We start from the raw sequence: 24,268 nt of genomic DNA, 5'->3' as shown, positions 1-24,268 counted from the left end.
GCACTCTACGAGGCGGGTGAGCCAGCGCACGGGAACGGGGGCTGAAATACCGAGGAATGGGCTGCGACGATGAGGCATGACGACCGCTGAGACGTACGCCGAGTTCGGCAGCCGCGAGGCGCGCGGGGTGTCGCCCACGTACGAGCGCCTGTCGCAGGCCGTCGCGGGCGACGACGAGCTGCTCACCCTGCTCGGCGGGCTTCCGTCGGCCAAGCGGCAACCGAATCTGCTGTTCGGCGTCGTCCGTTGGCTCGGTGGCCCGGTCGACGACCCGGCCGCGTTCCACGACTACGTGGTGACGCACTGGCCGGCCATCGAGACGCAGATGCGCACCCGGGCCACCCAGACGAACGAGGCGGGCCGGTGCGCTGTCCTACTGCCGGTGCTCGCCGCGTTGCCGCAGCCCCTCGCCCTGCTGGAGGTCGGTGCGTCGGCCGGGCTCTGCCTCTACCCCGACCGGTACGCATACCGCTACGGCGACCATCACGTCGGCTCCGGTGAGCTGGTCCTCGACTGCGCGGCCGACGGGTTGGCGCCGCCGGGAGGCGTACCCCGGGTGGTGTGGCGGGCCGGCCTGGACCTCAACCCGCTCGACGTGACCGACAGCGACGACGTGTCCTGGTTGGACGCGCTGATCTGGCCGGAGCACGCCCACCGGCGGGCCCGGCTGCGCGCCGCGGCGGCCGTCGCCGCCGCCGACCCGCCGCTGCTGGTCCGCGGCGACCTGGTGGACGACCTGCCGGCGCTGGCCGCGCGAGCGCCGACCGACGCGACGCTCGTGGTCTTCCACACGTCGGTGCTCTATCAGGTGCCGCCGCCGCGCCGGGACGAGTTCGTCCGGTTGGTCCGCGAGCTGCCGGGGCACTGGGTCGCGAACGAGGGGCCGGAGGTGCTCCGGTACGACGCGTTGCCCGAGCCACCCGACGATGCGCTGTACAACGTTCTCGCGCTCGACGGGAAGCCGCTGGCCTGGGCGAGGGGCCACGGCCAGGCGATGACCTGGTTCGGCTGACGCCACTATCGGTCAGCTCAACGGGTCAGCTCGGGCATACGGGCGCGCAGGGCCCGGATGAACCAGTCCACCGCCGGCGCGGTCGCGTCGCCTGTCGACCAGCCGTTGATCACCGCCAACAGGTCGAGGTAGCGGTCCCGGCGGGGATCGTTGGCCGGCACCAGCCGGTCGAGCAACCGCCGACGCAGGTCGGCGTCGTCGGAGTGACAGCGCAGGCTGGCGTACCGGCCGGTGACGGCTGCGACCACCGGGTCGGCGTCCGGGCTGGTCGGGTCGAGACCGGCCGCGAGGGCGGGGGCCACCGCGTCCCGGACCACAGCGACGGCGTCCGGGCGGGGCAAACCCGACACGTCGTGGTCGGCGGCGTGCTGCCGGACCAGCTGCCGCATCCCGGCCCGGAACTCCGGCTCCCGACACAGCTCGGCCAGTTCCAGCCACGCCTCGACCTGCTCGATGCTGGGGTCGTCGGGAAGCTCCGGTGTCATCGAGACGATCACACCCGGGTACGCGGGTTGGTCGCCGAGACCGGCGAAGACGCTTGCCAGGAAGTCGGCCACCAACTGCCCCCGTTCCCGGGTGGTGAGCCGGGCCAGCCGGTGCAGCTCGTCCACCTCGGCCGGGCCCGACCCGCGCCTCGCCGCGACGGTGAGCACCGCCTGGCGCAGCCGCAGCACCCGGATCTGCACGGCCAGCGCCTCGGCGTGCGCGGCGGCCACCTCGGGCACTGTCACCTCCTGGTTGACCACCCGCCGGATGGTGGCCAGGTCCAGGCCCAGCTCACGCAGTGTCCGGACCAGCTCCAACCGGGCCACGTCCGCCGGACCGTACCGGCGGTAGCCGGCCGGGCTCCGGTCCGTCGGGGGCACGATCCCGCTGTCGGCGTAGTACCGGATGGTCTTGACGGTCAGGCCGGTCCGCCGGGCCAGCTCGCCGATCGTGTGATGCGTCTCCCCGCTCATGCCTCCACCCTCGTGTCTCCCCCCGGTGGAGACTCAAGCCGCTGCGCTCATCGGTCAGCGGACCCTCTGGTGACGGAGCAGGACCACCCCGTTGCCGAAGACCCGGCTCTCCACCAGCCGCAGACCGGTCGGAGTCTCGGTGTCGGGGAAGAGTCGACGGCCCCGACCGACAAGCACCGGGTGGACGTAGATCCGGTACTCGTCGATCAGGTCGTGCCGGGCGAACGTCGCGGCCAGGTCGGCCCCACCGAGCGCCAGGTCTCCGCCCGCTTCGGCGGTGAGCTTGCGGACCTGCTCGACGTCGACCTCGCGTACGACAGTGGCGTTCCAGTCGGCGTGGTCGAGGGTGCGCGAGTAGACGATCTTCGGCATGTCCCGCCAGATCCGGGCGAACTCGCGCTCCGGGCCGCTGGCGGCCGGGTCCTGATCGGCGGTCGGCCAGTAGGCGGCCATCATCTCGTGGCTGACCCGGCCGCTGAGGAACCCGCCCATCGGGGCGATCACGTCGTTGAAGTGCTGGTGCAACTCCTCGTCGACCTGGTGCCAGCCGATGTCGCCGCCGGGGCCCTCGAAGAACCCGTCCAACGACAGACTCATCTGCACAACGATCTTCCGCATTGCGTCTCCTCCGTATGCGTCGACGGGTGTCGAATCCGATCGTCGTCGGACCGTACGACGAAACGACCGCTCGCCGTGACGACGCCGAGGGCATGTCTCGCCCCAGGCAGCGGAAGGCCGACCACGAACCGTCCCTAGACTGCTGCGGTGACCGGAGAGCGACTACCCCTGGCCGACCGGCCGCTCACCGAGCCGCACCCGTCCCGGCTGCCGTCCGACCATCCCGACCGGGCCCGGATCCTCGCCGCGCACACCGCCGCGTTGGCGGCCGGTGAGGCCGGTTACCTCGACCCGGCGAGCGGGCTGTTCGTGCTCAGCGCCGGTTTCCTGGCCCGCCGGGGCACGTGCTGTGGGCGCGGCTGCCGGCACTGTCCGTACGTGGATGATCCACCCTCGGAATAGGCGTGGACGAGGACTTCCGCGCGACACCGACACCCCGTACGGTGTCCGACGGACATCTGGCGGGCGCCTTCCGCCGTCGGTTCGGCGAGAGGGTGGAGTGTGCGCGGTCGGATCGTGGTCGCCGGGCTGGCCGGGCTGTTGGTGAGTGGCTGTGCCGACGAGGCGGAACCGGTGGCGGTGCCGCCGCCGGTGCCGATCGCTGTGGACGTGGCGGCGGCCTCCTCGGGCGGCGCCTGCCGTCTGCTGGACTTCGCGGTGATCGAGCAGGTGGTGAAGGTCCGCTTCGACGTGGCGGCGGCCAGCGAACAGGGCGACACCCACACCTGTGTGGTCCGGGCCGCGGGTGCCACCCTGCCGGAGTTGACGCTCAGCGTGACCGAGACCACTGTCGACAAGGCCAGCTTCGGCGCGGACGTGGTGCCGGACAAGGCGGCGAAGGTCACCGGGCTGGGCCAGCAGGCGTACAAGCGGACCACCGCCGCGGCGAGCGGGCACGGGCCGGTCGCCGAGGTGGGCTGGCTGGCCGGCGACGGACGGCTGGCCACGGTGAGCTGGACCACTGCCCGTGGCAGTGAGCGCTCAGTGGTGGAGAAGCTGACCGGTGACCTGACCGCGTTGGCGAAAAAGGTGGACACCCGGGCGTTGTGACGCCCGGGTGCCCGGTTGCTCAGCCCGTTCGCTCAGTTGGCGGCGACGAAGACCCGGGAGGCGACCTCACGGGGCAGCCGCACCCGGTCACCGGAGCGGTCGATCGACACCCCGTCGCGTTCCTGGGCCACTGTCACAGTGGCACCCGGGTCGACACCGGCGGCGTGCAGTTGGCGCAGCACGTCGGCGTCCTTCTGCACGCTCTCGCAGATCCGGCGCACCACTACCGACCCGGAAAGGCCGGGGAAGGCCAGGTTGCGCTCGCCCTCGGCGGCCTCGGTGGTCTCCGCAGCCGGCGAACCCAGCTCCTGAAGCCCGGGGATCGGGTTGCCGTACGGGGAACGGGTCGGCCGGTTGAGCAGGTCGTAGACCCGCTTCTCCACCGCGTCGCTCATCACGTGCTCCCAGCGGCAGGCCTCCTCGTGGGCCTCCTCGTAGGGCATCCCGATGACGTTGACCAGCAGCAGTTCGGCGAGGCGGTGCTTGCGCATCACGGACACGGCGCTGCCGCGACCCAGTGCGGTGAGCGTCAGGTGCCGGTCTCCCTCGACTGTGAGCAGGCCGTCGCGCTCCATCCGGGCGACGGTCTGGCTCACTGTGGGGCCACTCTGCTGCAGCCTCTCGGCAATCCGGGCACGCAGCGGTGGCACCCCCTCTTCTTCCAGCTCGAGGATGGTGCGCAGGTACATTTCGGTCGTGTCGACCAGGTCGTGAGACTTCATAAGGTCAGCGGCCCTCCGGTGCACGATGTTACCTCGGCGAACGGCTGGTGACCTTCGCCGAACCGCGTGCCGTCTACGCGAATGGTGTTGGATGGTCGCCATGTCCGGTACCCAGGAGCTGTTGGTCGAGGTCGATCGGCTCGTCGCCGAGCTCGACCAGGCCGATCCGCCCACCCTGCTCGACGTCCGCTGGCGGCTCATCGGCTCGCCCGGGCGCGACGACTACCTCGCCGGCCACCTGCCCGGGGCGGTCTTCGTCGACCTGGACACCGCGCTCTGTGGGCCGCCGGGCGCCGGCGGCCGGCACCCGTTGCCCGACCCGGCCGCGTTGCAGGCCGCGCTGCGGGCGGCCGGCGTCCGCGCCGGTCACCCAGTGGTGGTGTACGACGGCGGCGACGGCCTCGCCGCATCGAGGGCCTGGTGGACGCTGCGCTGGGCGGGTCACCGGCCGGTGCGCCTGCTGCACGGCGGCTACCCGGCCTGGGTCGCCGCCGGCCGGCCCGTCTCCACCGACGCGCCCACCCCACCCCCCGGTGACGTCGTGGTGCGCCCCGGTGATCTCCCGGTGCTCGAGGCCGGGCAGGCCGCCGCGCTGGCCGCCGCGGACGACGCCGTGTTGCTCGACGTACGGACGGCGCCCCGCTACCGCGGCGAGGTCGAGCCGATCGACCCGGTCGCCGGGCACGTGCCGGGAGCGGCGAACCTGCCCGCCGGGGAGTACGTCGGGCCGGACGGCCGTTTCCTGGCCGCCGACGTGTTGAGTGAGCGGTTCGCCGCCGCCGGGGTGGCCGAGGGGCGGGCCGTCGGGGCGTACTGCGGCTCGGGAGTGACAGCCGCCCAGGCGGTGCTCGCGCTGCACCTGGCCGGCCGCACGGACGCCGCGCTCTACGTTGGATCGTGGAGCAACTGGGTGGCGGACCCGGCCCGACCGGTCGCCTCCGGGTCGACACCCGGCCGCTGACCAGCGCGTGCGGTGGGCCGGCGCCGATCCTCGTGCGACGATGGGCTCATGTCCGACGACACTGTGGTGGTGTGGGACGAGTCGCTGCTCGCCTACGACATGGGTGACCATCCACTCGACCCGGTCCGGGTGGAGCTGACCATCGCGCTCGCCCGCGAGCTGGGCATCCTGAATCGGCCCGGGGTGCGGATGGTCAAGCCGGAGCCCGCCGACGATGCCCTGCTCACCCGGGTGCACGCGCCGGCCTACCTCGCCGCGGTGCGCAACGCGCCGCGCGACCCGCTCTTCGCCGGGTACGGGCTGGGCACCTCGGACAACCCGGTGTTCGAGGGCATGCACGAGTCCAGCGCGCTCATCGCCGGGGCGACGGTGGCCGCAGCCGAGGCGGTCTGGCGCGGCGACGCCCGGCGGGCGGTGAACGTGGCCGGTGGGCTGCACCACGCGATGTCCGCCCGAGCCTCCGGCTTCTGCGTCTACAACGACCCCGCGGTGGCCATCGCCCGCCTGCTCGACCTGGGCGCCGAGCGGGTCGCGTACGTGGACGTCGACGTGCACCACGGCGACGGGGTGCAGGACATCTTCTGGAACGACCCGCGGGTGCTGACGGTCAGCGTGCACGAGACCCCGCTGGCGCTCTTCCCGGGCACGGGTTTCCCGGACGAGACGGGTGGGCCGGGTGCGCAGGGCACCGCTGTCAACATGCCGTTGCCGCCCGGTGTCGACGACAGCGGCTGGCAGCGCGCGTTCCACGCGATCGTGCCGTCGGTGCTGCGCGCGTTCCGGCCGCAGGTGCTGGTCAGCCAGTGCGGCGCCGACGGGCACCGACTGGATCCGCTGGCCGACCTGAACCTGACGGTGGACGGGCAGCGGGCCACCTACCTGGCGATGCGGGCGCTCGCCGACGAGTTGTGCGAAGGCCGGTGGGTGGCCACCGGCGGCGGCGGGTACGCGCTCGTCGAGGTGGTGCCCCGGGCCTGGAGTCACCTGCTGGCAGTGGCCACCGGTGACCCGATCGACCCGGCCACGCTCACGCCACCCGCGTGGCGGGACCTGGTCGCCTCCCGCCGTCTGGGCCGGGAGATACCGCTGCGGATGACCGATGACGCCGACCCGTCGTACGAGCCGTGGCAGCCGACCGGCGAGCCGAACGCCGTGGACCGGGCGATCGCGGCCACCCGCAAGACGGTCTTCCCGCTGCTCGGGCTCGACCCGCACGATCCACGGGACTGAGCCGGGCCGGGGGGAGGGCGTTCCGGTGACGACAGTGGATCAGCCGGTCGACGTGCTGCTCAGCGATGGCAGCACGGTCCAGTTGCGACAGATCGACCCGGCCGACGCACCGGGCATCGTGGCGATGCACAGCCGGTTCTCCGAGCGCACCCGCTACCTGCGCTACTTCTCGCCGTACCCGCGCATCCCGGAGCGGGATCTGATCCGATTCGTCACTGTGGACCACCACGACCGGGAGGCGTTCGTGGTGCTGGCCGCCGACCAGATCGTCGCTGTCGGCCGGTACGAGCGCCTCGGCCCGCAGGCCCCCGAGGCGGAGGTGGCCTTCGTGGTGGAGGACGCCTACCAGGGGCGGGGGATCGGCTCGGTGCTGATGGAACACCTGGCCGACGCGGCCCGCCGCAACGAGATCATGAGCTTCGTCGCGGAGGTGCTGCCGGCCAACGGGACGATGCTGCGGGTCTTCGCCGACTTCGGCTACCAGGTCCAGCGCGAGTACGCCGACGGCGTGGTCCACCTGAGCTTCCCCATCGCGCCCACCGAGGCCAGCCTGGAGGTGCAGCGCGGCCGGGAGCACCGCACCGAGGCCCGCTCGATCGCCCGGCTGCTCGCCCCGCGCGGCATCGTCGTCTACGGTGCCAGCGCCACCGGTCAGGGCGTCGGCGCGGCGGTGCTCGGGCACCTGCGAGATGGCGGGTTCACCGGTGCGGTGGTGCCTGTGCATCCGAGCGCGTCGACAGTGGCGGGCCTCCCCGCGTACCCGTCGGCGGTTGATGCCGGTGCGCCGGTGGACCTGGCGGTGGTCGCGGTCCCTCCGGAGGCGGCGACCGCCGTGGTCGCCGACGCCGCCGCCGCGGGGGTGCACGGCCTGGTGGTCATCTCGGCCGGCTTCGCCGAGGCCGGCGGCGAGGGCGCGGCCGCCCAGCGGGCGCTGGTCCGCGCGGCGCACGCCGCCGGGATGCGGGTCGTCGGCCCGAACTGCCTGGGCGTGGCGAACACCGACCCGACGGTACGCCTCAACGCCACCCTCGCCCCGGCGTTACCGCCGACCGGTCGGGTCGGCATCTTCAGTCAGTCCGGTGCGTTCGGGGTGGCGCTGCTCGCCGAGGCGGACCGGCGGGGCCTCGGGCTGTCCAGCTTCGTCTCGGCCGGCAACCGGGCCGACGTCTCCGGAAACGACCTCCTGCAGTACTGGCAGGACGACCCCGGCACCGACGTGATCATGCTCTACCTGGAGACCTTCGGGAACCCGCGCAAGTTCGCCCGGTTGGCTCGGCGGATCGGCCGCGCCAAACCGGTCGTCGCGCTCGCCTCGCCGGCCCGCCCACCCGGGGTCGGTGACGCCGCCGGGCCGGACGAGGTGGCGGTGGCCGCGTTGTTCGCCCAGTCCGGTGTGATTCGGGTGGACACCGTGCCGGAGCTGCTCGACGTGGGTGTGCTGCTGGCCAACCAGCCGTTGCCGGCCGGCGGTCGGGTCGGTGTGGTCGGCAACTCCTCGGCGCTCACCGGGCTCGCCGCTACCGCCTGCGTCGGGCACGGCCTGAGCGTGGCCGACGGCTATCCCCGCGACGTCGGGCCGAGCGCCGGTGCCGCCGAGTTCGCCGCCGCGCTCGCCGAGACGGCCGCCGACGAACGGGTGGACGCCCTGGTGGTGGTCTTCGCCCCGCCGCTACCCGGCCAGCTGACCGCTGTGGACGCCGACGTGACCGCCGCGCTGCCGGCCGCCCTCGCGCTGGGCAAGCCGACGGTGGCGACGTTCCTGGTCGGGCGGCTGCCACCGGGGGTGCCGGCGTACGGCGGCGTGGAGGAGGCGGTCCGCGCGCTCGCCCGCGCGCATCGGTACGCCGAGTGGCTTCGCCGCCCGCCAGGGGTGGCACCGGAGCTGCCCGACCTCGATCGTGCCGCCGCGCAGGCCGCGCTCCGGGCCGACGGCACCGACCCGGGCGCGCTGCTGGCCGCGTACGGCATCGACGTGGTGGCCTCGGTGTCCGTCGACTCGGTCGACGCCGCTGTCGACGCGGCGGCGCGGCTGGGCTTCCCGGTGGCGCTCAAGGCGGCCGCCCCCGGGCTGCGGCACCGGCTCGACCTCGGCGCGGTCCGGCTGGACCTGCCCGACGAGCCGACCCTCCGCCGGGCGTACACCGACCTGGCGGCGACCTTCGGCCCGGACGCGTTGGTCCAGCCGATGGTTCCGCCCGGCGTGGCCTGCGTGGTGGAGGTGGTGGAAGACCCCGCGTTCGGGCCGGTGGTCGGCTTCGGCCTGGGCGGGGTCGCCACCGAGCTGCTCGGCGATCGGGCCTGGCGGGCGGTGCCGCTGACCGACCGGGACGCGGCCGAGCTTGTCGACGAGCCTCGGGCCGCGCCGCTTCTGCGGGGGCACCGGGGGGCCGCACCGGTCGACCGGGCGGCCCTGGCCGATCTGCTGCTACGGGTGGGTCAGCTCGCCGACGAACAGCCCCGGGTGCGCTCCCTGACCCTCAACCCGGTGCTCGCCCGCCCGGATGGCATCTCGATCCTGCACGCGCAGGTGGGGGTGGGTGGCGTGGTCGCCCGCCCGGACACCGGCCCCCGCCGCCTGTGAGCGTGCCCGGTCAGGCGCGGCTGGAGATCTGCTGGACGCCCCAGGCGTTGCCGTCCGGGTCGGCGAAGAAGACGAAGCCGACGTTGTCCAGCGGATCCGGCACCGGCCGGGGGTTCTGACCCACCACCTGGATCTCACTCACCTCCACCCCACGTTCGACCAGCTCATCGTGGGCCCGCTTCAGGTCCGGCACCACCAGTTGCAGGCCCTTGAGCGAGCCGGGCGGCATCTCCGGGACGACGCCCTTGCCGATCACGATCGAGCAGCCCGAGCCGGGCGGCGTCAGCTGGACGATGCGCGCCTCGTCGCTGATCACCGTGTCGTGATCGACAGTGAAGCCGAGCTGGTCGGCGTAGAACTTCTTCGCCCGCTCCACATCGGAGACCGGGACGATCACCACTTCGAGTGTCCAGTTCATGGGTGCTCTTTCTCTGTCGTCGTTGTTGACCGCAGCAGGTCGGCCAGTCGGGTGAAGCTCTGCCCGACGCCCCGCGCCATCGGATAGCGCAGCACGATGTTCCGTCCCTCCGCGGTGGCGTAGAGCAGCGTGGTGGTGACCGTCGTCCGACCGGCCAGTTCGGAGAACTCGTGGCTGACCAGCGTCTCGCCCGGGTAGGACTGGTCGTCGAACAGCTCGGTGTAGAGCAGACGGTGCGGTGGCTCGATCTGCCGGTAGACCCCAGCCTGGACCATCCGTGCGCCCTCCGGGCCTCGCGACACGAACCGCCACCGCCCGCCGACCCGCAGGTCGACGTCGCACTCCGTCAGCCCCCAGCCGCGCGCGCCGTACCACCGAACCAGCAGTTCGGGTTGGGTGAAGGCGGCGAACACCAGCTGTGCCGGTGCCTCGAACAGCCGACTCAAGACGATCTCCCGTTTGCCCGGGGTGTGGACGACGAGCGGATCGCCGATGGTGGTCAACCGCCCGTTCCGTTCGGTCTGGCGGGCCGACGCCCGGTGCCGGTGGGGTCGACGGATTGGAGTTCGTCGAGCAGTGTGTCGAGGCGCTGATAGCTCTCCGCCCAGTAGTCGCGGTAGTCGGCGAGCCAGGCCGTCGCCTCCCGCAGCGGGCGGGCCTCCAATCGGCGCGGACGGCGCTGGGCGTCCCGCCCCCGGCTGACGAGACCAGCGCGTTCCAGCACCCTGAGATGCTTGGAGATGGCCGGCTGGCTCATCGCGAAGGGTGCCGCCAGCTCTGTCACTGTCGCCTCCCCGGCCGCGAGCCGGGCGAGGATGGCACGCCGGGTCGGGTCGGCCAGCGCCGCGAAGGTCGCATCCAACAGCTCCGTGTCCGCCACGAATAACCTCCTGGTTCTATAACCAGTTGGTTCTATCGCGATGCGGCGTCTTCGTCAAGCACCCGACAGCACGGGAGGCCCCGGCGAACCGCCGGGGCCTCCCGTGGAACCGGGTGCGTCAGCAGGCGTACGCCTCCAGGCGCTGGGCCCGCTCCGGCGCGCGCAGCTTCAGCAGCGTCACCTTCTCGATCTGCCGGATCCGCTCGCGGGACAGGCCGAACTCCCGACCAACCTCGTCCAGGGTGCGCTGGCGGCCGTCGTCCAGGCCGAACCGGAGGCGGATGACCGCCTGTTCCCGCTGGGACAGGGTGGAGAGCACGATGCTGACCTCGTTGCGCAGCTCGCCCTGGGCGGCGGCGTCGCCCGGCTCGGTGCGCGGGTCCACCGACGCCACGAAATCGCCGAGCGCGCTCTCACCGTCGTCGCCGACGGCCTGGTCCAGGCTGACCGGCTCCCGGTCGTAGGAGATCAGCTCGATGACCTGGATCTCGGGGATCTCCAGTGCGCGGGCTACCTCGGCGACCGTCGGTTCGCGGCCCAGCGTCACCGCCAGTTCGCGGCGGGCCCGGACCATCCGGTTGACCTGCTCGACCATGTGCACGGGGATGCGGATGGTGCGGGCCTGGTCGGCCATGGCGCGGGTGATGGCCTGTCGGATCCACCAGGTGGCGTACGTGGAGAACTTGTAGCCCTTGGCGTAGTCGAACTTCTCCACGGCCCGGATCAGACCGAGGTTGCCCTCCTGGATCAGGTCGAGAAACGCCATGCCACGGCCGGTGTAGCGCTTGGCGATGCTGACCACCAGCCGCAGGTTCGCCTCCAACAGGTGGTCCTTGGCCGCCCGACCCTCGGCGACGATCAGCTCCAGGTCGGCTCGCAGCTCCGCGGAGACCGGGGTGCAGGTGGCCAGTTTCTCGCCGGCGAACAGGCCGGCCTCGATGCGCCGGGCCAGGTCGACCTCCTGCGCGGCGGTCAGCAGCTTCGTCCGGCCGATGCCGTTGAGGTAGGCCCGGACCAGGTCGGTGGAGATGCCGCGCTCGTCGGTGGCGTCCAGGTCGACGAGGGCCTCGGAGGCCCGGTCGGTGTCGGTCGTGGTGGCCGGGCGCGTCCGGTGTTCCGTCATCTGCAGAACCATCTCTGTCTCTCCCCGTTTCCACGTCGGTGCCGTGTTCCCGGCCCAGTGGTGCCGGTGTGAACAACAGCTTGGCGGGCGGGGCGTAAAACGGGAGTGAGGCGATCGGGCACCCGACAGGAATCGCGTCGGATCGCTGGTGCGGTGTGTCGTCGGAGTGTGTGGTTGCCCGCCCCGGCTACGTTGCGGACGGCCGGCCACCTCTGGTCGGTTGGAAACGACAGTTGGAGGACGGTGTGGTCTTCAAGCGGCTCATGAAGGCGATGGGCGTCGGTGGTCCGTCGGTGGAGACGGTGCTGGCCAACCCGAACTGCCGCCCGGGCGGCCAGTTGGAGGGCCGGATCCAGGTGTTGGGCGGCGACCACCAGGTCGACATCGACCACGTCGCCCTCGGCCTGGTCACCCGGGTCGAGGTGGAGAGCGGCGACAACGACTACGACACCACTCAGGAATTCCACCGCCAGCAGGTCACCGGAGCGTTCCGGCTGGAGCCCGGACAGCGCTACGACATCCCGTTCCGCTTCGACGTGCCGTGGGAGACGCCGGTCACCGAGCTGTACGGGCAGCACCTGCACGGGATGACGATGGGTCTGCGTACCGAGCTGGAGGTCGCTCGCGCGGTCGACAAGGGTGACCTGGACGCCGTGTCGGTGCACCCGCTGCCGGCGCAGGAGCGACTGCTGGACGCGCTGCTGCGGCTGGGCTTCCGGTTCGCACGCGCCGATGTGGAGCGTGGTCACATCTACGGCGTACGCCAGACGTTGCCGTTCTACCAGGAGATCGAGTTCAGCCCGGCACCGCAGTACGCCCGCTCGATCAACCAGTTGGAGGTCACCTTCGTCGCCGACGCGCAGCAGATGCAGGTGGTGCTGGAGGTCGACAAGCGCGGCGGTGTCTTCACCGAGGGCCGGGACGCCTTCGGCCGGTTCACTGTCGACCACGCCACCGCCGACCGCACCGACTGGACCGCCGAACTCGACAACTGGCTCCGCCAGTCCCTAACCCGCCGAGGCCTCTTCTCCTAACCCCACCCAGCCCCGCACCCCCAGCCCCGTCCGTCGATCATGAAGTTATTGCCATGACACGCCGAGCCGGCGGGTAATAACTTCATGATCAACAGGGGTGGGGGTGGGGTGGGGTCAGAGGTCCAGGAGGAGGGTTTGGGGGCCTATGTTGATGCTTTCCACCAGCATGTGGGCGCGGAAACGGCCGGTCTCGACCTTTGCTCCTCGTTCCCGTAGGGCGTCGACCACCGCTGTCACCAGTGGCTCGGCGACCTCGGCGGGAGCGGCGGCGGTCCAGCTCGGTCGGCGGCCCTTGCGGACGTCGCCGTAGAGGGTGAACTGACTGACCACCAGGATCGGCGCGCCGGTGTCGGCGGCGGACCGCTCACCGTCCAGGATGCGCACCTCGTGCATTTTGCGGGCCATCGTCTGAGCGGTCTCCACGGTGTCGGTGTGGGTCACCCCGAGCAACACCAGCAGGCCGTTCTCGATGGCGCCGACCACCTCGCCGTCCACCGTCACGCTGGCCCGCCCGACGGTCTGCACCACCGCCCGCATCAGGCGTTCACCGGCTCGATGAAGCCGCGCTCCACCAGGTGCGCCACGATCGGGCCGGCGGCCTCGGCCATCTCGTCGGGCTCGACGTCGTGCGCGGCGGCGAGCAGTGCGAGCTGGTCACGCAGCGGCAGCCGGCCGTCGGCGCCACCGACCAGCGCCAGCACCAGCGGGTCGATCTCCTCGGTCCAGCGCAGGCCGTGCGGCATCGCGAGGACCTGCCGGTCCACCCCCCAGCCGTCGTCGCCCATGGTGGCCTCCTGTCGCAGCTGGAGGCCTTCGGCGGCCCGGTAGCGCTCGGCGAGCAACGCCTCGGTGTCGCGTACCCGGAGAAAGTCCTGGCGGTCGAACCAGGCGGCGACCCGGTCGCCCAGCGGTGGCTGCACCCGCTGGCGCAGATCCTCCACCCGGACCACCGGGTCGGCGTGCCCGCCCCGACGCAGCGACACGATGCCGAAGCCGATGCCCTCCACCTTGTGCGCGTCGAACCAGTCCAGCCAGGCGGCCATCCGCTGCGGGTCGGCGGTCTCGCCGACGTCGGTGAGCCACAGGTCGACGTACGCCATCGGGTCGGCCACCTCCCGCTGGATCACCCAGGCGTCCAGGCCGGTCCCGGCGAACCAGCCGGCCACCCGCTCGTCCCACTCCTCGCCCGCGACGTGCACCCAGTTCGCCAGGTACTGCATCGTGCCGCCCTCGGTGAGCAGGCCCGGGGCCGCGGCGGCGAGTTCGGCGCCGATCGCGTCACCGACCCGGCCGGAGTCGCGGTACACGTGCGTGGTCGTGCCGGGGCCGACCACGAACGGTGGGTTGCTCACCACCAGGTCGAACCGCCGACCGGCCACCGGGGCGACCAGGTCGCCGCGGAGCAGTTCCCAGTCCTGACCGTTGAGGGCGGCGGTGGTCGCGGCGAAACGCAGCGCCCGCTCGGAGAGGTCGGTGGCGGTCACCGACCTGGCGTGGGTGCCCAGGTGCAGGGCCTGGATGCCGGAGCCGGTGCCCAGGTCCAGTGCGGTGTCGACCGGCCGGCGCATGGTCGCGCCGATCAGGGTGTGGGTCGCCCCGCCGACGCCGAGGACGTGCTCGGCGTGCAACGGGCGACCCGGTCGGGCGCTGGCCGGCACGTCGGCGAGCACCCACCAGTCCTCACCGTACGGCTCCAGGTCGACGCCGGCACGCAGGCCGTCGCCGTACCGCTCGATCAGCCCGCCCGCGAGGGCCTCGGCCAGGCTCAGGGGCGCCAGCGCGGCGGTCACCGCAGCCTCCGACTCGGTCTGGGCGCAGATGAACAGCCGGATCAGGGTGCCGAGCGGGTCGCCGTCCTCGGTGGCGCGCAGCGCGGCCCGGTAGTCGTTGCGGGCGACCGCCGCGGTCGCCTGGGCGCCCAGCCGCTCGGCGATGCCGTGGCTGGTGAATCCGGTCCCGGTCAGTGCGCCGCGCAGCGCGTCGACGCCGGCGGGGGAGAGCAGCATGTCGTGTTCGTCCACCCCGACATCCTGCCCCCCGTCGCGTCCCGGATCAGCGTCACCCGCCGGAAGGTGTCGGAGCGTCGGTGTCCGCCCGGCTCGGTACGCCAGGCAGGATGGTCCGCATGACGCTTGTTCTGCCCATCGACCCGGAGGCCAACCGGCTGCTGGAGCGCAGCCCGCTGGCCCTGCTGCTCGGCATGGTTCTTGATCAACAAGTGCCGATGGAGAAGGCGTTCTCGTCGCCGTACGTGCTGGCGCAGCGGCTCGGCCATGAGCCGGACGCGGCGGAGCTGGCCGGGTACGACCCGGAGGCCCTGGTCGCGCTCTTCGCCCAGCCGCCCGCGCTGCACCGGTTTCCGAAGGCCATGGCGGCCCGGGTGCAGGAGGTCTGCCAGGTGCTTGTGGAGCGGTACGACGGTGACGCGGCGCTGCTCTGGGCCGAGGTCGCCGACGGGCCGGAGCTGCTGCGCCGGGTCTCCGCGCTGCCTGGCTTCGGCAAGCAGAAGGCGCAGATCTTCGTGGCACTGCTCGGCAAGCGGTTCGGGGTGACCCCACAGGACTGGCGGAAGGCGGCCGGAGACTACGGCGACCCGGGCGCGTACCGGTCGGTGGCCGATGTCACCGACGCCGATTCGCTGCGTCGGGTGCGGGAGTTCAAGCAGCAGATGAAGGCGGCGGCCAAGGCGAAGACGGCCGGCGGCTGAGCCGTCTGTTCAGGCGGCGGTGGGGTGCGCCAGCGAGGCCAGCGCCCGCCGGACGTCGGCCAGTGAGACGGTCGCCGAGTCGTCCAGGTCGGCCAGGCCGGCCTCGATCCACTGGCGCATCAGCGTGGTGACCCCGATGCCCCGGGCGTCGGCGGCGGCGCGGACCCGCTCGTAGGTGTCCAGTGGCAGCCGCACCGAGCGGCTCACCATCGGCACGTCGCTGTCGGGGGTGGGCAGCTCCGCCGCCGGGCTCTCGTCGATCAGCTCGGCGATGCGCTCGCCGCCGCCGTGGAACTGCTTGGTCGCGTCGTTACGGTGCATCGTCACGGCCTCCTCATCTACCGAGATCTCCGCACGGCCTCGTCGTAGCGCTTGGACTCGACGTCGCTCAACTCGCGGGCGGAGAGGATGTCCCAGTCGTTGTCGGTGCCATCGGCCTCGGCGAGCAGCACCGCCAGCCTGCGGCCCCGACGGGCGGCGGCGTAGACCACCATCACGTCGTCACCCAGATGACGGATCACCCGTCGGGCGCTGTGCAGCGCCTCCCAGACTTCCCCGGGTGTGACGTCGTAGACCCTCAGGTTGGCCAACGCCTCGTCGGTGAAGCTGAACCTGCTGCCCACATCGCGGAGCGTACCACGCGCGTAACACGCGGCGGGATGAGTCGAAGTTCGCTGATCACGGACCCGCGGTGACAGGATGAGGCGTAACCCCCTCGAGGAGGTCCATGGTGAAGCGTCAGGCGTACCAGCCGATCCTGATCACCGACGCCTCGCGCAGCCAGGGTGATCAGCTCAACAGCCGTCAGCGCCGCTATGTCCTGATGATGGGCATCCGGGTGGCCTGCATCATCGTCGGCGCGATCCTGGTCGGTGCGAACGCCCCACTGCTCTGGCTCTGGCTGCCGTTGTGCGCCCTCGGCATGGTGCTCATCCCCTGGCTGGCCGTGCTGCTGGCCAACGACCGGCCGCCGAAGGAAGAGCACCGGCTGGCCAATCGGTTCCACCGCCGGCACACGGACGACACCCCGCCGATGAGCCTCACCGCCGAGGAGCGCCCACACAAGGTCATCGACGTCGAACCCTGACCCGCAAACGGGCCAGGGTTCGAGCAGTCGGGGCTGTGGCCGTGTGACGGCCGCTACGCCCGTGGCCGAGCCCCGGCCGTGGAGACGGCAAGCGCGCCCAGGTCGGTGGCGCGGCTCAGTGCCGCGGTCGGGGTGGCGCCGGCGAGCCACGCGGTGAGCAGACCGGCCGCGAAGGCGTCGCCCGCGCCCGTGACGTCCACCACCGCCACCCGGTTGGCCGGAGCCACGCAGACCGGCGTGGTGCGGTCCACCCAGACCGCGCCGGCCGCGCCGCGCTTCACCACCACCCGCCGAGCCGTCGCCGACAGCACCCGCCCCTGCGCCGCCGGGTCCAACCCACCGGCCAGCACCGTGGCCTCGTCCGCGTTGACCAGGAGCAGGTCGATGTCGCGTACCCAACTCAGGAACGCCGCCGCGCCGACCCGCCGCAACGGCGCCGCGGAGGCCGCGTCGACGCTGATGGTCAGCCCGCGCTCGCGGGCGGCGGCCAACGCCCGCAGCCCCGCGCCGCGCGACTCCGCGTCCAACAGGGTGTACGCGGACAGGTGCAGATGCCCAGCGCCGGGCGCCGCCGCGAGGGCCTGCTCGACGTGCGCGGCGCTCAGCCGCAGGTTCGCGCCCCGCTGGCTGACCATGGTGCGCTCGTCGTCGGCGGCCAACACGATGACAGTGCCGGTCGCGGCGCCCTCGACCCGCTCGATGGCGCAGTCGACGCCCGCCCGCTCCAGCTCGGCCACCCGGTCCCGCCCGGCGTCGTCGTGACCGACGGCCCCGACGAGCGTGACGTCCACCCGCTGCGCGGCGATCCAGGCGGCGGTGTTGGCCGCCTGACCGCCGCCGCCGAGACTGATTGCGGCCCCGGTGTCCGAGCCGGCCGCGAGCGGCCCGGACAACACGGCGACCACGTCGGTGATCACGTCCCCGACGACGACCATCCGGGCCGGTCGGGTCATGCCGGGACGGCGGTGCCGCGGGCCACCGAGGCGACCGCGATCCGCGCGGCCAGGTCGGCGTTGCGCAGGATGATCCGCACGTTCACCGCCAGGCTCGCGCCCTCGGTGGCCGAGTGGAAGTGCGCGAGCAGGTACGGCGTGACGGCCTTTCCGGTGATCCCGTCCCGCTCCAGCAGGGCCAGACCCTCGGTGAGCGTCCGGTCGTGCAGCTCCGGGTCGAGCTGCTCGTCGACCGGCAGCGGGTTGGCGATGAGCATCCCACCGGTGTGCACGGCGTGCTCGTCGCGGGCGGCGAGCACTGCGGCGACCTGCTCCGGCGAGTCCACCGACCAGTCCAGGTCGAAGCCGGCGTCGGTGAGGTAGAAGCCGGGGAACCGGCGGGTGCGGTAACCGACCACAGCGACCCCGAGGGTCTCCAGGCGCTCCAGCGTCGCGCCCACGTCGAGGATCGACTTGACCCCGGCGCAGACCACCGCGATCGGGGTCTGCGCCAGCGTGACCAGGTCCGCCGACTCGTCGAAGGTGTGCGCGGCCTCCCGGTGCACCCCACCCAGCCCGCCGGTGGCGAACACGCCGATGCCGGCGGCCGCGGCCACCGCGCTGGTAGCGGCCACCGTGGTCGCGCCGTCCGCGCCGGTCGCGGCGGCCACCGCGAGGTCGCGGACGGAGAGCTTGGTCACGCCGTCGACGGTGGCCAGCCGGGTCAGCTGCGCGTCGTCCAGGCCGACCACGAGCTCGCCGGCGATCATGCCGATCGTCGCCGGAACGGCCCCGGCGTCCCGAACCGTCCGCTCGATCTCCCTGGCCACGCGCAGGTTCTCCGGTCGGGGCAGACCGTGCGAGACGATGGTGCTCTCCAGGGCGACGACGGGCCGGCCGTCGCGCAGGGCTTCGGCGACCTCGGTGCCGTAGCTGATGTGAAAGTCAGTCACACGGGCACCGTACGGGGTGGGGCCTCGGCTGGCCTCAAGTGGACCCGGCCGTGATGACCTGCCAAACTTGTCGGTTGGAGGTGCAGACGTGAGCACAGAGGTTCTCGAGCGTCCGGAGCTGAAGGACGCCGATACCGGTCCAGAGATGTTCCATTACGTCCGCAAGGAGAAGATCGCCGAGAGCGCCGTCATGGGCACTTTCGTCGTCGCTCTCTGCGGCGAGACCTTCCCGGTCACCAAGGCGGCCAAGCCGGGTTCGCCGGTCTGCCCCAAGTGCAAGGAGATCTACGACTCGTACCGTGAGTGAACCTCGGCCGGTGCTCCGACCGGCGACGTAGCCTGCGGCGGTGACCACCTCCACCGCCCTGCTCCTCGCCGACCTGACCGGGGTGGCGGTGTTCGCCGCGTCCGGGGCCTCGGCGGCGGTGGCCAAGCGACTGGACCTGTTCGGCGTCGCGTTCGTCGGCTTCGTGGCCGCCCTCGGCGGTGGGATCTTCCGGGACCTGGTCATCGACGAGGTGCCGCCGCTGGCCTTCGCCGACTGGCGGTATGTGGCCACGGCCGCGATCACCGCACTCGCCGTCTTCTGGCTGCACCCGCAACTGGCCCGACTGCGCACCACAGTGCTGGTGCTGGACGCGGCCGGCCTGGCGCTGTTCACAGTCACCGGCACGCTCAAGGCGCTCGACGCCCGGGTACCGGCGGTCGGCGCCTGCCTGATCGGCATGCTCACCGCGATCGGCGGCGGCCTCGGCCGCGACCTGCTCACCGCCGAGATCCCGGTCGTGCTGCGCCGGGAGATCTACGCGCTGGCCGCGCTGGCCGGTTCGATCCTGGTGGTGCTGCTGTACGTCACCGGGCAGACCGGCCCCGCGCCGCTCACCGCCGCCGCCGTCCTGGTCTTCGGGCTACGCCTGATCGCGCTGCGTCGACGCTGGTCCGCGCCGGTGGCCACGCTGCGCCCGCCGCGCGCCGACGGGGCGGATCCACGCACCGACCGGGAGTGGTGAGACGGTCGGGCCGGCGCTCGTTCGAGTGCGGGATTGTGACCAGCGTGGCGTCGCCTGGGCCCGGCGGCCCGTGCTGGTTATGCTGAGTCGGCCTTCGCGGCAGCTTCTGCGCGGAGGCGTTTTCATGGGCGGCGGATCCTCGTGGCCCTCGCCCGGGGTCCGCCATCGTGCGGTCGGAGAGGAGCTTCGCGTGGCAGCCCGGACGCCGGTGCTCGAGACGTTCCCGGCGCTACGCGCCTGGCAGCGCAAGGCGCTGGTGGAGTACCTGCGTCGCCGTAGCGAGGACTTCACAGCCGTCGCCACGCCCGGCGCCGGCAAGACCACCTTCGCCCTGCGGATCGCGGCCGAGCTGCTCGGTGACGGCACCGTGGAGGCCATCACAGTGGTCGCGCCGACCGAGCACCTGAAGAACCAGTGGGCCGACGCCGCGGCCCGGGTGGGCATCCAACTCGACGCGGCGTTCCGCAACGCCGACCTGCACTCCGCGGCCGACTTCCACGGCGCTGTGGTCACCTACGCGCAGGTGGGGATGGCCCCGCAGGTGCACCGGCGACGCACCATGACCCGACGCACCCTGGTCATCCTCGACGAGATCCACCACGCCGGCGACTCCCGGTCCTGGGGCGACGGGGTGAAGAACGCCTTCGAACCCGCCGTACGCCGGCTGATGCTCACCGGGACGCCGTTCCGCTCCGACGACAACCCGATCCCGTTCGTCAGCTACGAGCGGGGCGGGGACGGGCTGCTGCGCTCCCGCGCCGACTCGGTCTACGGCTACTCCGACGCGCTGCGCGACGGGGTGGTCCGGCCGGTGCTGTTCCTGGCGTACTCCGGGGAGACCCGCTGGCGTACCAACGCGGGGGAGGAGCTGGCCGCCCGGCTGGGTGAGCCGATGACCCAGGACCTGGTGGCCCAGGCGTGGCGTACCGCCCTGGACCCGGCCGGTGACTGGATGCCACAGGTGCTGCGGGCCGCCGACGCCCGACTCACGGTGCTGCGCAAGGCGGGCATGGCCGACGCCGGTGGTCTGATCATCGCCACCGACCAGCAGACCGCCCGCTCGTACGCCAAGCTGATCGAGCAGGTGACCGGCGAGAAGGCCGCCGTGGTGCTGTCCGACGACCAGGGCGCGTCCGCCCGGATCGCGACGTTCGCGGCATCCGACCAGCGGTGGTTGGTAGCGGTGCGGATGGTGTCCGAGGGGGTCGACATCCCGCGACTGGCGGTCGGGGTCTACGCCACCAGCGCCAGCACGCCGCTCTACTTCGCCCAGGCGATCGGCCGGTTCGTGCGGGCCCGCCGGTCCGGGGAGACCGCGTCGGTGTTCCTGCCCAGCGTGCCGCACCTGCTCGGGTTGGCCAGCGAGATGGAGACCGAGCGCGACCACGTACTCGGTAAACCCAAGGAAGCCGACGGTTTCGACGACGACCTGTTGGAACGCGCGCAGCGCGACGACCAGGCCAGCGGGGAACTGGAGAAGCGGTTCGCGGCGCTCTCGGCCACCGCCGAGCTGGACCAGGTGATCTTCGACGGCGCGTCGTTCGGCACCGCGGCCCAGGCCGGCACCCCCGAGGAAGAGGAATACCTCGGCCTGCCCGGTCTGCTCACCGCCGACCAGGTTTCGCTGCTGCTGACCAAGCGGCAGGCCGCGCAGCTCGCCGCCCAACGCCGTCGTACGGCCGACGGGGCCGCTCAGCCGGCCGCTGCGGCCACGGCGGCGCCACCCGCACCCATGAGCGCCGCCCAGCGTCGCGTGGCGCTCCGGCGCCAACTGAACGCTCTGGTGGCCGCCCGACACCATCGCACCGGTCAGCCGCACGGCAAGATCCATGCCGAGCTGCGCCGGCTCTGCGGTGGCCCGCCGAGCGCCCAGGCCACCATCGAGCAGCTTGAGGAACGCATCGCCACCGTGCAGACCCTCTAGACCCGCCCGGCCGTGGGCGGGCTGCGCCCTGTCGGCCGTGTCGACGATCAGGTCCGGCTTCATCGCCATCGCCCGCCATCGCCCGCCGTGCCCGGTGTCGCCGCTGGTCGTGCTTGGTGACACCGGCCGGCCGTGCCTGATGTCGCCGCTGGTAGTGCCTGGTGTCAGCGGCCAGCAGAACCGGCGCCCGGGTGACCACCGCCTCGGCGCTTGCACCGTGATCCACTCGGCTTCCTTGAAAACGCGGTGTTCGAGCGAGGTGGAAAGCGCGACTTCCTTGAACCCGAGTGGATCAACGGGGGCCTGGGCGGTGCTGCGGCTTGCCTGCCCGGAACGGCCATGGATGCCCGTGTGCGGGGCGTCCCGATCTCAAGATCGCGCAGCATCCTGGTTGTAGTGGTGTCGGCGCATCGGTGAGGCCACCACATCCTGGTTCGAGCGTGACCTTGAGGGGCGGTGGCACCCAGACCTCGCTCCGGCCTGTCGGAGCGGGCTCGTCGTCAAGATCCGCGCAGGATCAGGGATGTTGCTGACTCCGGCAGTGTCGGACGCAGCAACATCAGGGAAGTTGTTCGGATCTTGGCGCGGGGCGCGGGGCGCGGGGCGCGGGGCGCGGGGCGCGGGGCGCGGGGCGCGGGGCGGCCGGGCGCGGGGCGGCCGCGCGTCCAGACAGAAAAAGCTGACCGGAGGCACCCTCGGGGTGTCTCCGGTCAGCTATGTCGGTTTGCGGATTTAGTTCGCCATCAGATCGGCGCCACGCCAGCTGAAATCGGGCTCCGTCGCGAACCGCTCGGTGATCTTTACGAGATCCTCCGCGTACTTGTTCGCGTGGTGTCCGCAGAACACCAACTCGCTCCCACCCGTGAGAGTGATCCGGAGCTTCCCGGCAGCATTGCAGCGGTCGCACCGTTCATCGGCGGCTGGGGGAGCCGCCGTCACGGGCGGCGGCGTGAGGGTCGGGGTCATCGCCTTCCTCCTCTGGTCGTCACCGATGAACAATCTCTTCGGTCGTTGCTCACCTATCGTGCAACACCCTTACTAGGCACTGCCTTCCCTGTGTGCCCGCGGGGGACCGAGGTCACACCTGGAAGGGACAGTGTGCCGTGCACCAAGGGTGCCACGTCAACGATCACATTCGTGCATCCGGACGATCACCATCTGGTGTTGCACACCAGGTGGTCAAAACGACACGTTCGGTTGACGAAACCCGCTCAGTCCAGGTAATCCCGGAGGACCTGCGACCGGGACGGGTGACGCAGCTTGGACATCGTCTTGGACTCGATCTGCCGGATCCGCTCCCGGGTCACCCCGTAGACCTGGCCGATCTCGTCGAGCGTCCGGGGTTGGCCGTCGGTCAGGCCGAAGCGCAGGCGTACCACACCCGCCTCACGCTCGGAGAGCGTCTGGAGCACCTGCTGGAGCTGGTCCTGCAGGAGCGAGAACGAAACCGCGTCGACCGCGACCACGGCCTCGGAATCCTCGATGAAGTCGCCGAGCTGGCTGTCGCCCTCGTCGCCGATGGTCTGGTCCAGTGAGATGGGCTCCCGAGCGTACTGCTGGATCTCCAGCACCTTCTCGGGTGTGATGTCCATCTCCTTGGCCAGCTCCTCCGGAGTGGGCTCGCGGCCCAGGTCCTGGAGCAGCTCACGCTGTATGCGGCCGAGCTTGTTGATGACCTCGACCATGTGCACGGGGATGCGGATGGTGCGGGCCTGGTCGGCCATGGCGCGGGTGATGGCCTGTCGGATCCACCAGGTGGCGTACGTGGAGAACTTGTAGCCCTTGGTGTAGTCGAACTTCTCCACGGCCCGGATCAGACCGAGGTTGCCCTCCTGAATCAGGTCGAGGAAGGCCATGCCGCGGCCGGTGTAGCGCTTGGCCAGCGACACCACCAGTCGGAGGTTCGCCTCCAGGAGGTGGTTCTTGGCCCGCTCGCCGTCGCGGGAGATCCAGCCCAGGTCACGGACCATGTCCCGGACGAGCTTCTCCTCGCCCTCGTCGGCAGCCCGCAGCCGCTCGGCGGCGTAGAGCCCGGCCTCGATCCGCTTGGCCAGCTCCACCTCCTGCTCGGCGTTGAGCAGCGGAACCTTGCCGATCTGCTTCAGGTACGCCCGGACGGAGTCGGCGGAGGCGGTCAGCTCGGCGTCGCGTCGCGCCTGCTTGAGGGCCTCGGACTCCTCGTCGTCCCACTCGAAGTCGTTGTCGGTCGCCGAGGCGGCGGCGTCGGTTTCGGCTGCCTGGGTCAGCTCGGCCGGCTCCTCGACCACCACGTCCTCGATCGCGGCGGCCAGCTCCTCCGGGTCGATCTCGCCCTCGGCGCCCTCCTTGGCCTTGCCGCCAGCCTTGGTCGGCTTGGCCCCGGCAGCCGCGGCCACCGTCGCCTTGGTGGCTCGGGTCGACTTGGTCGCCTTCGCCGGCGTCGCCGTGGCGGCCTCGGCGCCGGTGCCGGTCGCCTTGCGGGCGGCCACCTTGCGCGGGGCCGACGTCGCCGGGGCGTCGTCGCCGGCGGGCGCCTGCTTCGGGGCCGGCGCGGCGGCCTTCTTGGTGGTCTTTGCGGTGGTGGCCCGGGACGCCGGCGTGGTCGAGCGGGCCGCGGCGACGCGGCGACGGGTGCTCGCCGAGCCGTCCACCACGACGGTCACTCCCGCCTCGGAGAGCGCCCGCAGGATCTTCTTGGCCTGGGCCGGAGTCACCTCGGCGGACTCGACGGTGCGCGCGAGCTGAGCCGACGTGAGCTGACCACCGGCGCTCTGGGCGTGGGCGATCAGGGTGTCGGTGAGCGAGCGAACGTCGGCGCCGGGCTGGCGGGGTTCTGTCACGAATGACCTTCCGGAGGCGAAGAGCGGGCACGGCGGGTTCGTCCAGCGCAGCGAGGGTTACCGTGCCGGGCGATGTGGTTGAGGGACCCTCGTGTCACGGTCCGGCCGGTGGTCGGCGGTCCGTGCCGCGTGGGCAGGGGTGAATTGTAACGCCGTCTGCGGCGATCATCCTGCTCCGCACCACGTACCGCCGGTGGGGACCGTCGGTGGGGCGGAGATATGGGCTTCGCGGTAATGATAGCCGCGCG

General features: G+C 72.0%; 27 protein-coding genes. 12 read left to right on the top strand and 15 right to left on the bottom strand.

Going from position 1 to position 24,268, the window contains the following annotated elements; all coding sequences use genetic code 11:
* The first annotated feature begins 76 nt into the window (after window positions 1-76).
* Entirely contained in the window at window positions 77-1,012 is a 936-nt protein-coding gene (locus OG992_RS12950) for a DUF2332 domain-containing protein (protein ID WP_266303343.1), read from the top strand.
* Between the two features lie 17 nt (window positions 1,013-1,029).
* Here the strand turns inward: OG992_RS12950 and OG992_RS12945 are convergent, their stop codons facing one another.
* A complete protein-coding gene (locus tag OG992_RS12945; protein ID WP_266303342.1) occupies window positions 1,030-1,971 on the bottom strand; it encodes a MerR family transcriptional regulator in 942 nt (313 codons plus the stop codon).
* A 54-nt stretch (window positions 1,972-2,025) separates the two neighbouring features.
* A complete protein-coding gene (locus tag OG992_RS12940; RefSeq protein WP_238683374.1) occupies window positions 2,026-2,589 on the bottom strand; it encodes a dihydrofolate reductase family protein in 564 nt (187 codons plus the stop codon).
* Window positions 2,590-2,736: 147 nt separating this feature from the next.
* On the opposite strand from OG992_RS12940, the gene OG992_RS12935 reads away from it, so the two are divergent.
* Both OG992_RS12935 and OG992_RS12930 read left to right on the top strand, forming a co-directional pair.
* Window positions 2,737-2,991 (top strand): DUF5522 domain-containing protein, encoded by a 255-nt coding sequence (locus tag OG992_RS12935; RefSeq protein ID WP_238683373.1) that lies wholly within the window; start codon window positions 2,737-2,739, stop codon window positions 2,989-2,991.
* 99 nt (window positions 2,992-3,090) lie between these two features.
* Window positions 3,091-3,639: a hypothetical protein gene (locus OG992_RS12930; RefSeq protein WP_238683372.1), complete on the top strand. Its 549-nt coding sequence runs from the start codon at window positions 3,091-3,093 to the stop codon at window positions 3,637-3,639.
* A 32-nt stretch (window positions 3,640-3,671) separates the two neighbouring features.
* Here OG992_RS12930 and OG992_RS12925 read toward each other — a convergent pair whose 3' ends face one another.
* Window positions 3,672-4,361: a metal-dependent transcriptional regulator gene (locus tag OG992_RS12925; RefSeq protein ID WP_091400569.1), complete on the bottom strand. Its 690-nt coding sequence runs from the start codon at window positions 4,359-4,361 to the stop codon at window positions 3,672-3,674.
* Window positions 4,362-4,461: 100 nt separating this feature from the next.
* On the opposite strand from OG992_RS12925, the gene OG992_RS12920 reads away from it, so the two are divergent.
* From OG992_RS12920 to OG992_RS12910, 3 genes are read left to right on the top strand one after another with little or no spacing between them, the layout of a single operon-like run.
* Complete coding sequence (locus OG992_RS12920) at window positions 4,462-5,322, top strand: sulfurtransferase (RefSeq protein ID WP_266303341.1); 861 nt, start codon at window positions 4,462-4,464, stop codon at window positions 5,320-5,322.
* 48 nt (window positions 5,323-5,370) lie between these two features.
* Window positions 5,371-6,552, top strand: a complete 1,182-nt coding sequence (locus tag OG992_RS12915) for an acetoin utilization protein AcuC (protein ID WP_238683370.1) — start codon at window positions 5,371-5,373, stop codon at window positions 6,550-6,552.
* 25 nt (window positions 6,553-6,577) lie between these two features.
* The gene (locus OG992_RS12910; protein WP_238683369.1) at window positions 6,578-9,133 is read left to right on the top strand and encodes a bifunctional GNAT family N-acetyltransferase/acetate--CoA ligase family protein; all 2,556 of its coding nucleotides are present in this window, start codon (window positions 6,578-6,580) and stop codon (window positions 9,131-9,133) included.
* Window positions 9,134-9,143: 10 nt separating this feature from the next.
* Here OG992_RS12910 and OG992_RS12905 read toward each other — a convergent pair whose 3' ends face one another.
* From OG992_RS12905 to sigB, 4 genes are all read right to left on the bottom strand, one after another.
* Entirely contained in the window at window positions 9,144-9,551 is a 408-nt protein-coding gene (locus tag OG992_RS12905; protein ID WP_238683368.1) for a VOC family protein, read from the bottom strand.
* A complete protein-coding gene (locus OG992_RS12900; RefSeq protein ID WP_266305197.1) occupies window positions 9,548-10,045 on the bottom strand; it encodes an SRPBCC family protein in 498 nt (165 codons plus the stop codon). Before OG992_RS12900 ends, OG992_RS12905 begins: the two co-directional genes overlap by 4 nt.
* A 5-nt stretch (window positions 10,046-10,050) precedes the next feature.
* Window positions 10,051-10,431 carry a helix-turn-helix transcriptional regulator gene (locus OG992_RS12895; protein ID WP_266303340.1) on the bottom strand — a complete coding sequence of 127 codons (381 nt, stop codon included), beginning with the start codon at window positions 10,429-10,431 and terminating at the stop codon, window positions 10,051-10,053.
* 118 nt (window positions 10,432-10,549) lie between these two features.
* On the bottom strand, window positions 10,550-11,554 hold the full coding sequence (sigB, locus tag OG992_RS12890) for an RNA polymerase sigma factor SigB (protein WP_238683366.1): 1,005 nt from the start codon (window positions 11,552-11,554) through the stop codon (window positions 10,550-10,552).
* A gap of 245 nt (window positions 11,555-11,799) precedes the next feature.
* Between sigB and OG992_RS12885 the strand changes: the two genes are divergently transcribed.
* The gene (locus OG992_RS12885; RefSeq protein WP_238683396.1) at window positions 11,800-12,588 is read left to right on the top strand and encodes a sporulation protein; all 789 of its coding nucleotides are present in this window, start codon (window positions 11,800-11,802) and stop codon (window positions 12,586-12,588) included.
* Window positions 12,589-12,702: 114 nt separating this feature from the next.
* On the opposite strand, the gene dtd is transcribed toward OG992_RS12885, so the two are convergent.
* Window positions 12,703-13,125: a D-aminoacyl-tRNA deacylase gene (gene dtd / locus OG992_RS12880; protein WP_266303339.1), complete on the bottom strand. Its 423-nt coding sequence runs from the start codon at window positions 13,123-13,125 to the stop codon at window positions 12,703-12,705.
* The gene (locus tag OG992_RS12875) at window positions 13,125-14,609 is read right to left on the bottom strand and encodes a methyltransferase (protein WP_266303338.1); all 1,485 of its coding nucleotides are present in this window, start codon (window positions 14,607-14,609) and stop codon (window positions 13,125-13,127) included. Before OG992_RS12875 ends, dtd begins: the two co-directional genes overlap by 1 nt.
* 95 nt (window positions 14,610-14,704) lie before the next feature.
* On the opposite strand from OG992_RS12875, the gene OG992_RS12870 reads away from it, so the two are divergent.
* Window positions 14,705-15,295: an HhH-GPD-type base excision DNA repair protein gene (locus OG992_RS12870; RefSeq protein ID WP_238683363.1), complete on the top strand. Its 591-nt coding sequence runs from the start codon at window positions 14,705-14,707 to the stop codon at window positions 15,293-15,295.
* A gap of 9 nt (window positions 15,296-15,304) precedes the next feature.
* Here the strand turns inward: OG992_RS12870 and OG992_RS12865 are convergent, their stop codons facing one another.
* Together OG992_RS12865 and OG992_RS12860 are read right to left on the bottom strand one after the other, a co-directional pair.
* Window positions 15,305-15,616 (bottom strand): hypothetical protein, encoded by a 312-nt coding sequence (locus OG992_RS12865; RefSeq protein WP_124858894.1) that lies wholly within the window; start codon window positions 15,614-15,616, stop codon window positions 15,305-15,307.
* A 17-nt stretch (window positions 15,617-15,633) separates the two neighbouring features.
* Complete coding sequence (locus OG992_RS12860; protein ID WP_030489374.1) at window positions 15,634-15,918, bottom strand: hypothetical protein; 285 nt, start codon at window positions 15,916-15,918, stop codon at window positions 15,634-15,636.
* 104 nt (window positions 15,919-16,022) lie between these two features.
* Here OG992_RS12860 and OG992_RS12855 point away from each other — a divergent pair, with 104 nt between their 5' ends.
* Window positions 16,023-16,382 (top strand): DUF3099 domain-containing protein, encoded by a 360-nt coding sequence (locus OG992_RS12855; RefSeq protein WP_181518647.1) that lies wholly within the window; start codon window positions 16,023-16,025, stop codon window positions 16,380-16,382.
* Window positions 16,383-16,435: 53 nt separating this feature from the next.
* Here the strand turns inward: OG992_RS12855 and OG992_RS12850 are convergent, their stop codons facing one another.
* Entirely contained in the window at window positions 16,436-17,335 is a 900-nt protein-coding gene (locus OG992_RS12850) for a carbohydrate kinase family protein (RefSeq protein WP_238683362.1), read from the bottom strand.
* Window positions 17,332-18,267: a pseudouridine-5'-phosphate glycosidase gene (locus tag OG992_RS12845; protein WP_266303337.1), complete on the bottom strand. Its 936-nt coding sequence runs from the start codon at window positions 18,265-18,267 to the stop codon at window positions 17,332-17,334. Before OG992_RS12845 ends, OG992_RS12850 begins: the two co-directional genes overlap by 4 nt.
* 88 nt (window positions 18,268-18,355) lie before the next feature.
* Here OG992_RS12845 and OG992_RS12840 point away from each other — a divergent pair, with 88 nt between their 5' ends.
* The 3 genes from OG992_RS12840 (at window position 18,356) to OG992_RS12830 (ending at window position 21,201) form a co-directional block, all read left to right on the top strand.
* Complete coding sequence (locus OG992_RS12840) at window positions 18,356-18,574, top strand: DUF3039 domain-containing protein (RefSeq protein ID WP_007456912.1); 219 nt, start codon at window positions 18,356-18,358, stop codon at window positions 18,572-18,574.
* A 40-nt stretch (window positions 18,575-18,614) separates the two neighbouring features.
* Window positions 18,615-19,277, top strand: a complete 663-nt coding sequence (locus tag OG992_RS12835; RefSeq protein WP_238683360.1) for a trimeric intracellular cation channel family protein — start codon at window positions 18,615-18,617, stop codon at window positions 19,275-19,277.
* A gap of 190 nt (window positions 19,278-19,467) precedes the next feature.
* Window positions 19,468-21,201, top strand: coding sequence for a DEAD/DEAH box helicase (locus tag OG992_RS12830; RefSeq protein WP_266303336.1), 1,734 nt, complete (start codon window positions 19,468-19,470; stop codon window positions 21,199-21,201).
* 732 nt (window positions 21,202-21,933) lie between these two features.
* On the opposite strand, the gene OG992_RS12825 is transcribed toward OG992_RS12830, so the two are convergent.
* Together OG992_RS12825 and OG992_RS12820 are read right to left on the bottom strand one after the other, a co-directional pair.
* On the bottom strand, window positions 21,934-22,167 hold the full coding sequence (locus tag OG992_RS12825) for a hypothetical protein (RefSeq protein ID WP_030489368.1): 234 nt from the start codon (window positions 22,165-22,167) through the stop codon (window positions 21,934-21,936).
* A 245-nt stretch (window positions 22,168-22,412) separates the two neighbouring features.
* Entirely contained in the window at window positions 22,413-24,020 is a 1,608-nt protein-coding gene (locus tag OG992_RS12820; protein WP_266303335.1) for an RNA polymerase sigma factor, read from the bottom strand.
* Window positions 24,021-24,268: the final 248 nt, after the last annotated feature.

The organism is Micromonospora sp. NBC_00362, from assembly GCF_026342155.1.
Taxonomy (GTDB): Bacteria; Actinomycetota; Actinomycetes; order Mycobacteriales; family Micromonosporaceae; genus Micromonospora; species Micromonospora hortensis.
The sequence above is the reverse complement of the archived record's forward strand: the minus strand, read 5'-3'. Positions and strand labels throughout refer to the sequence as shown.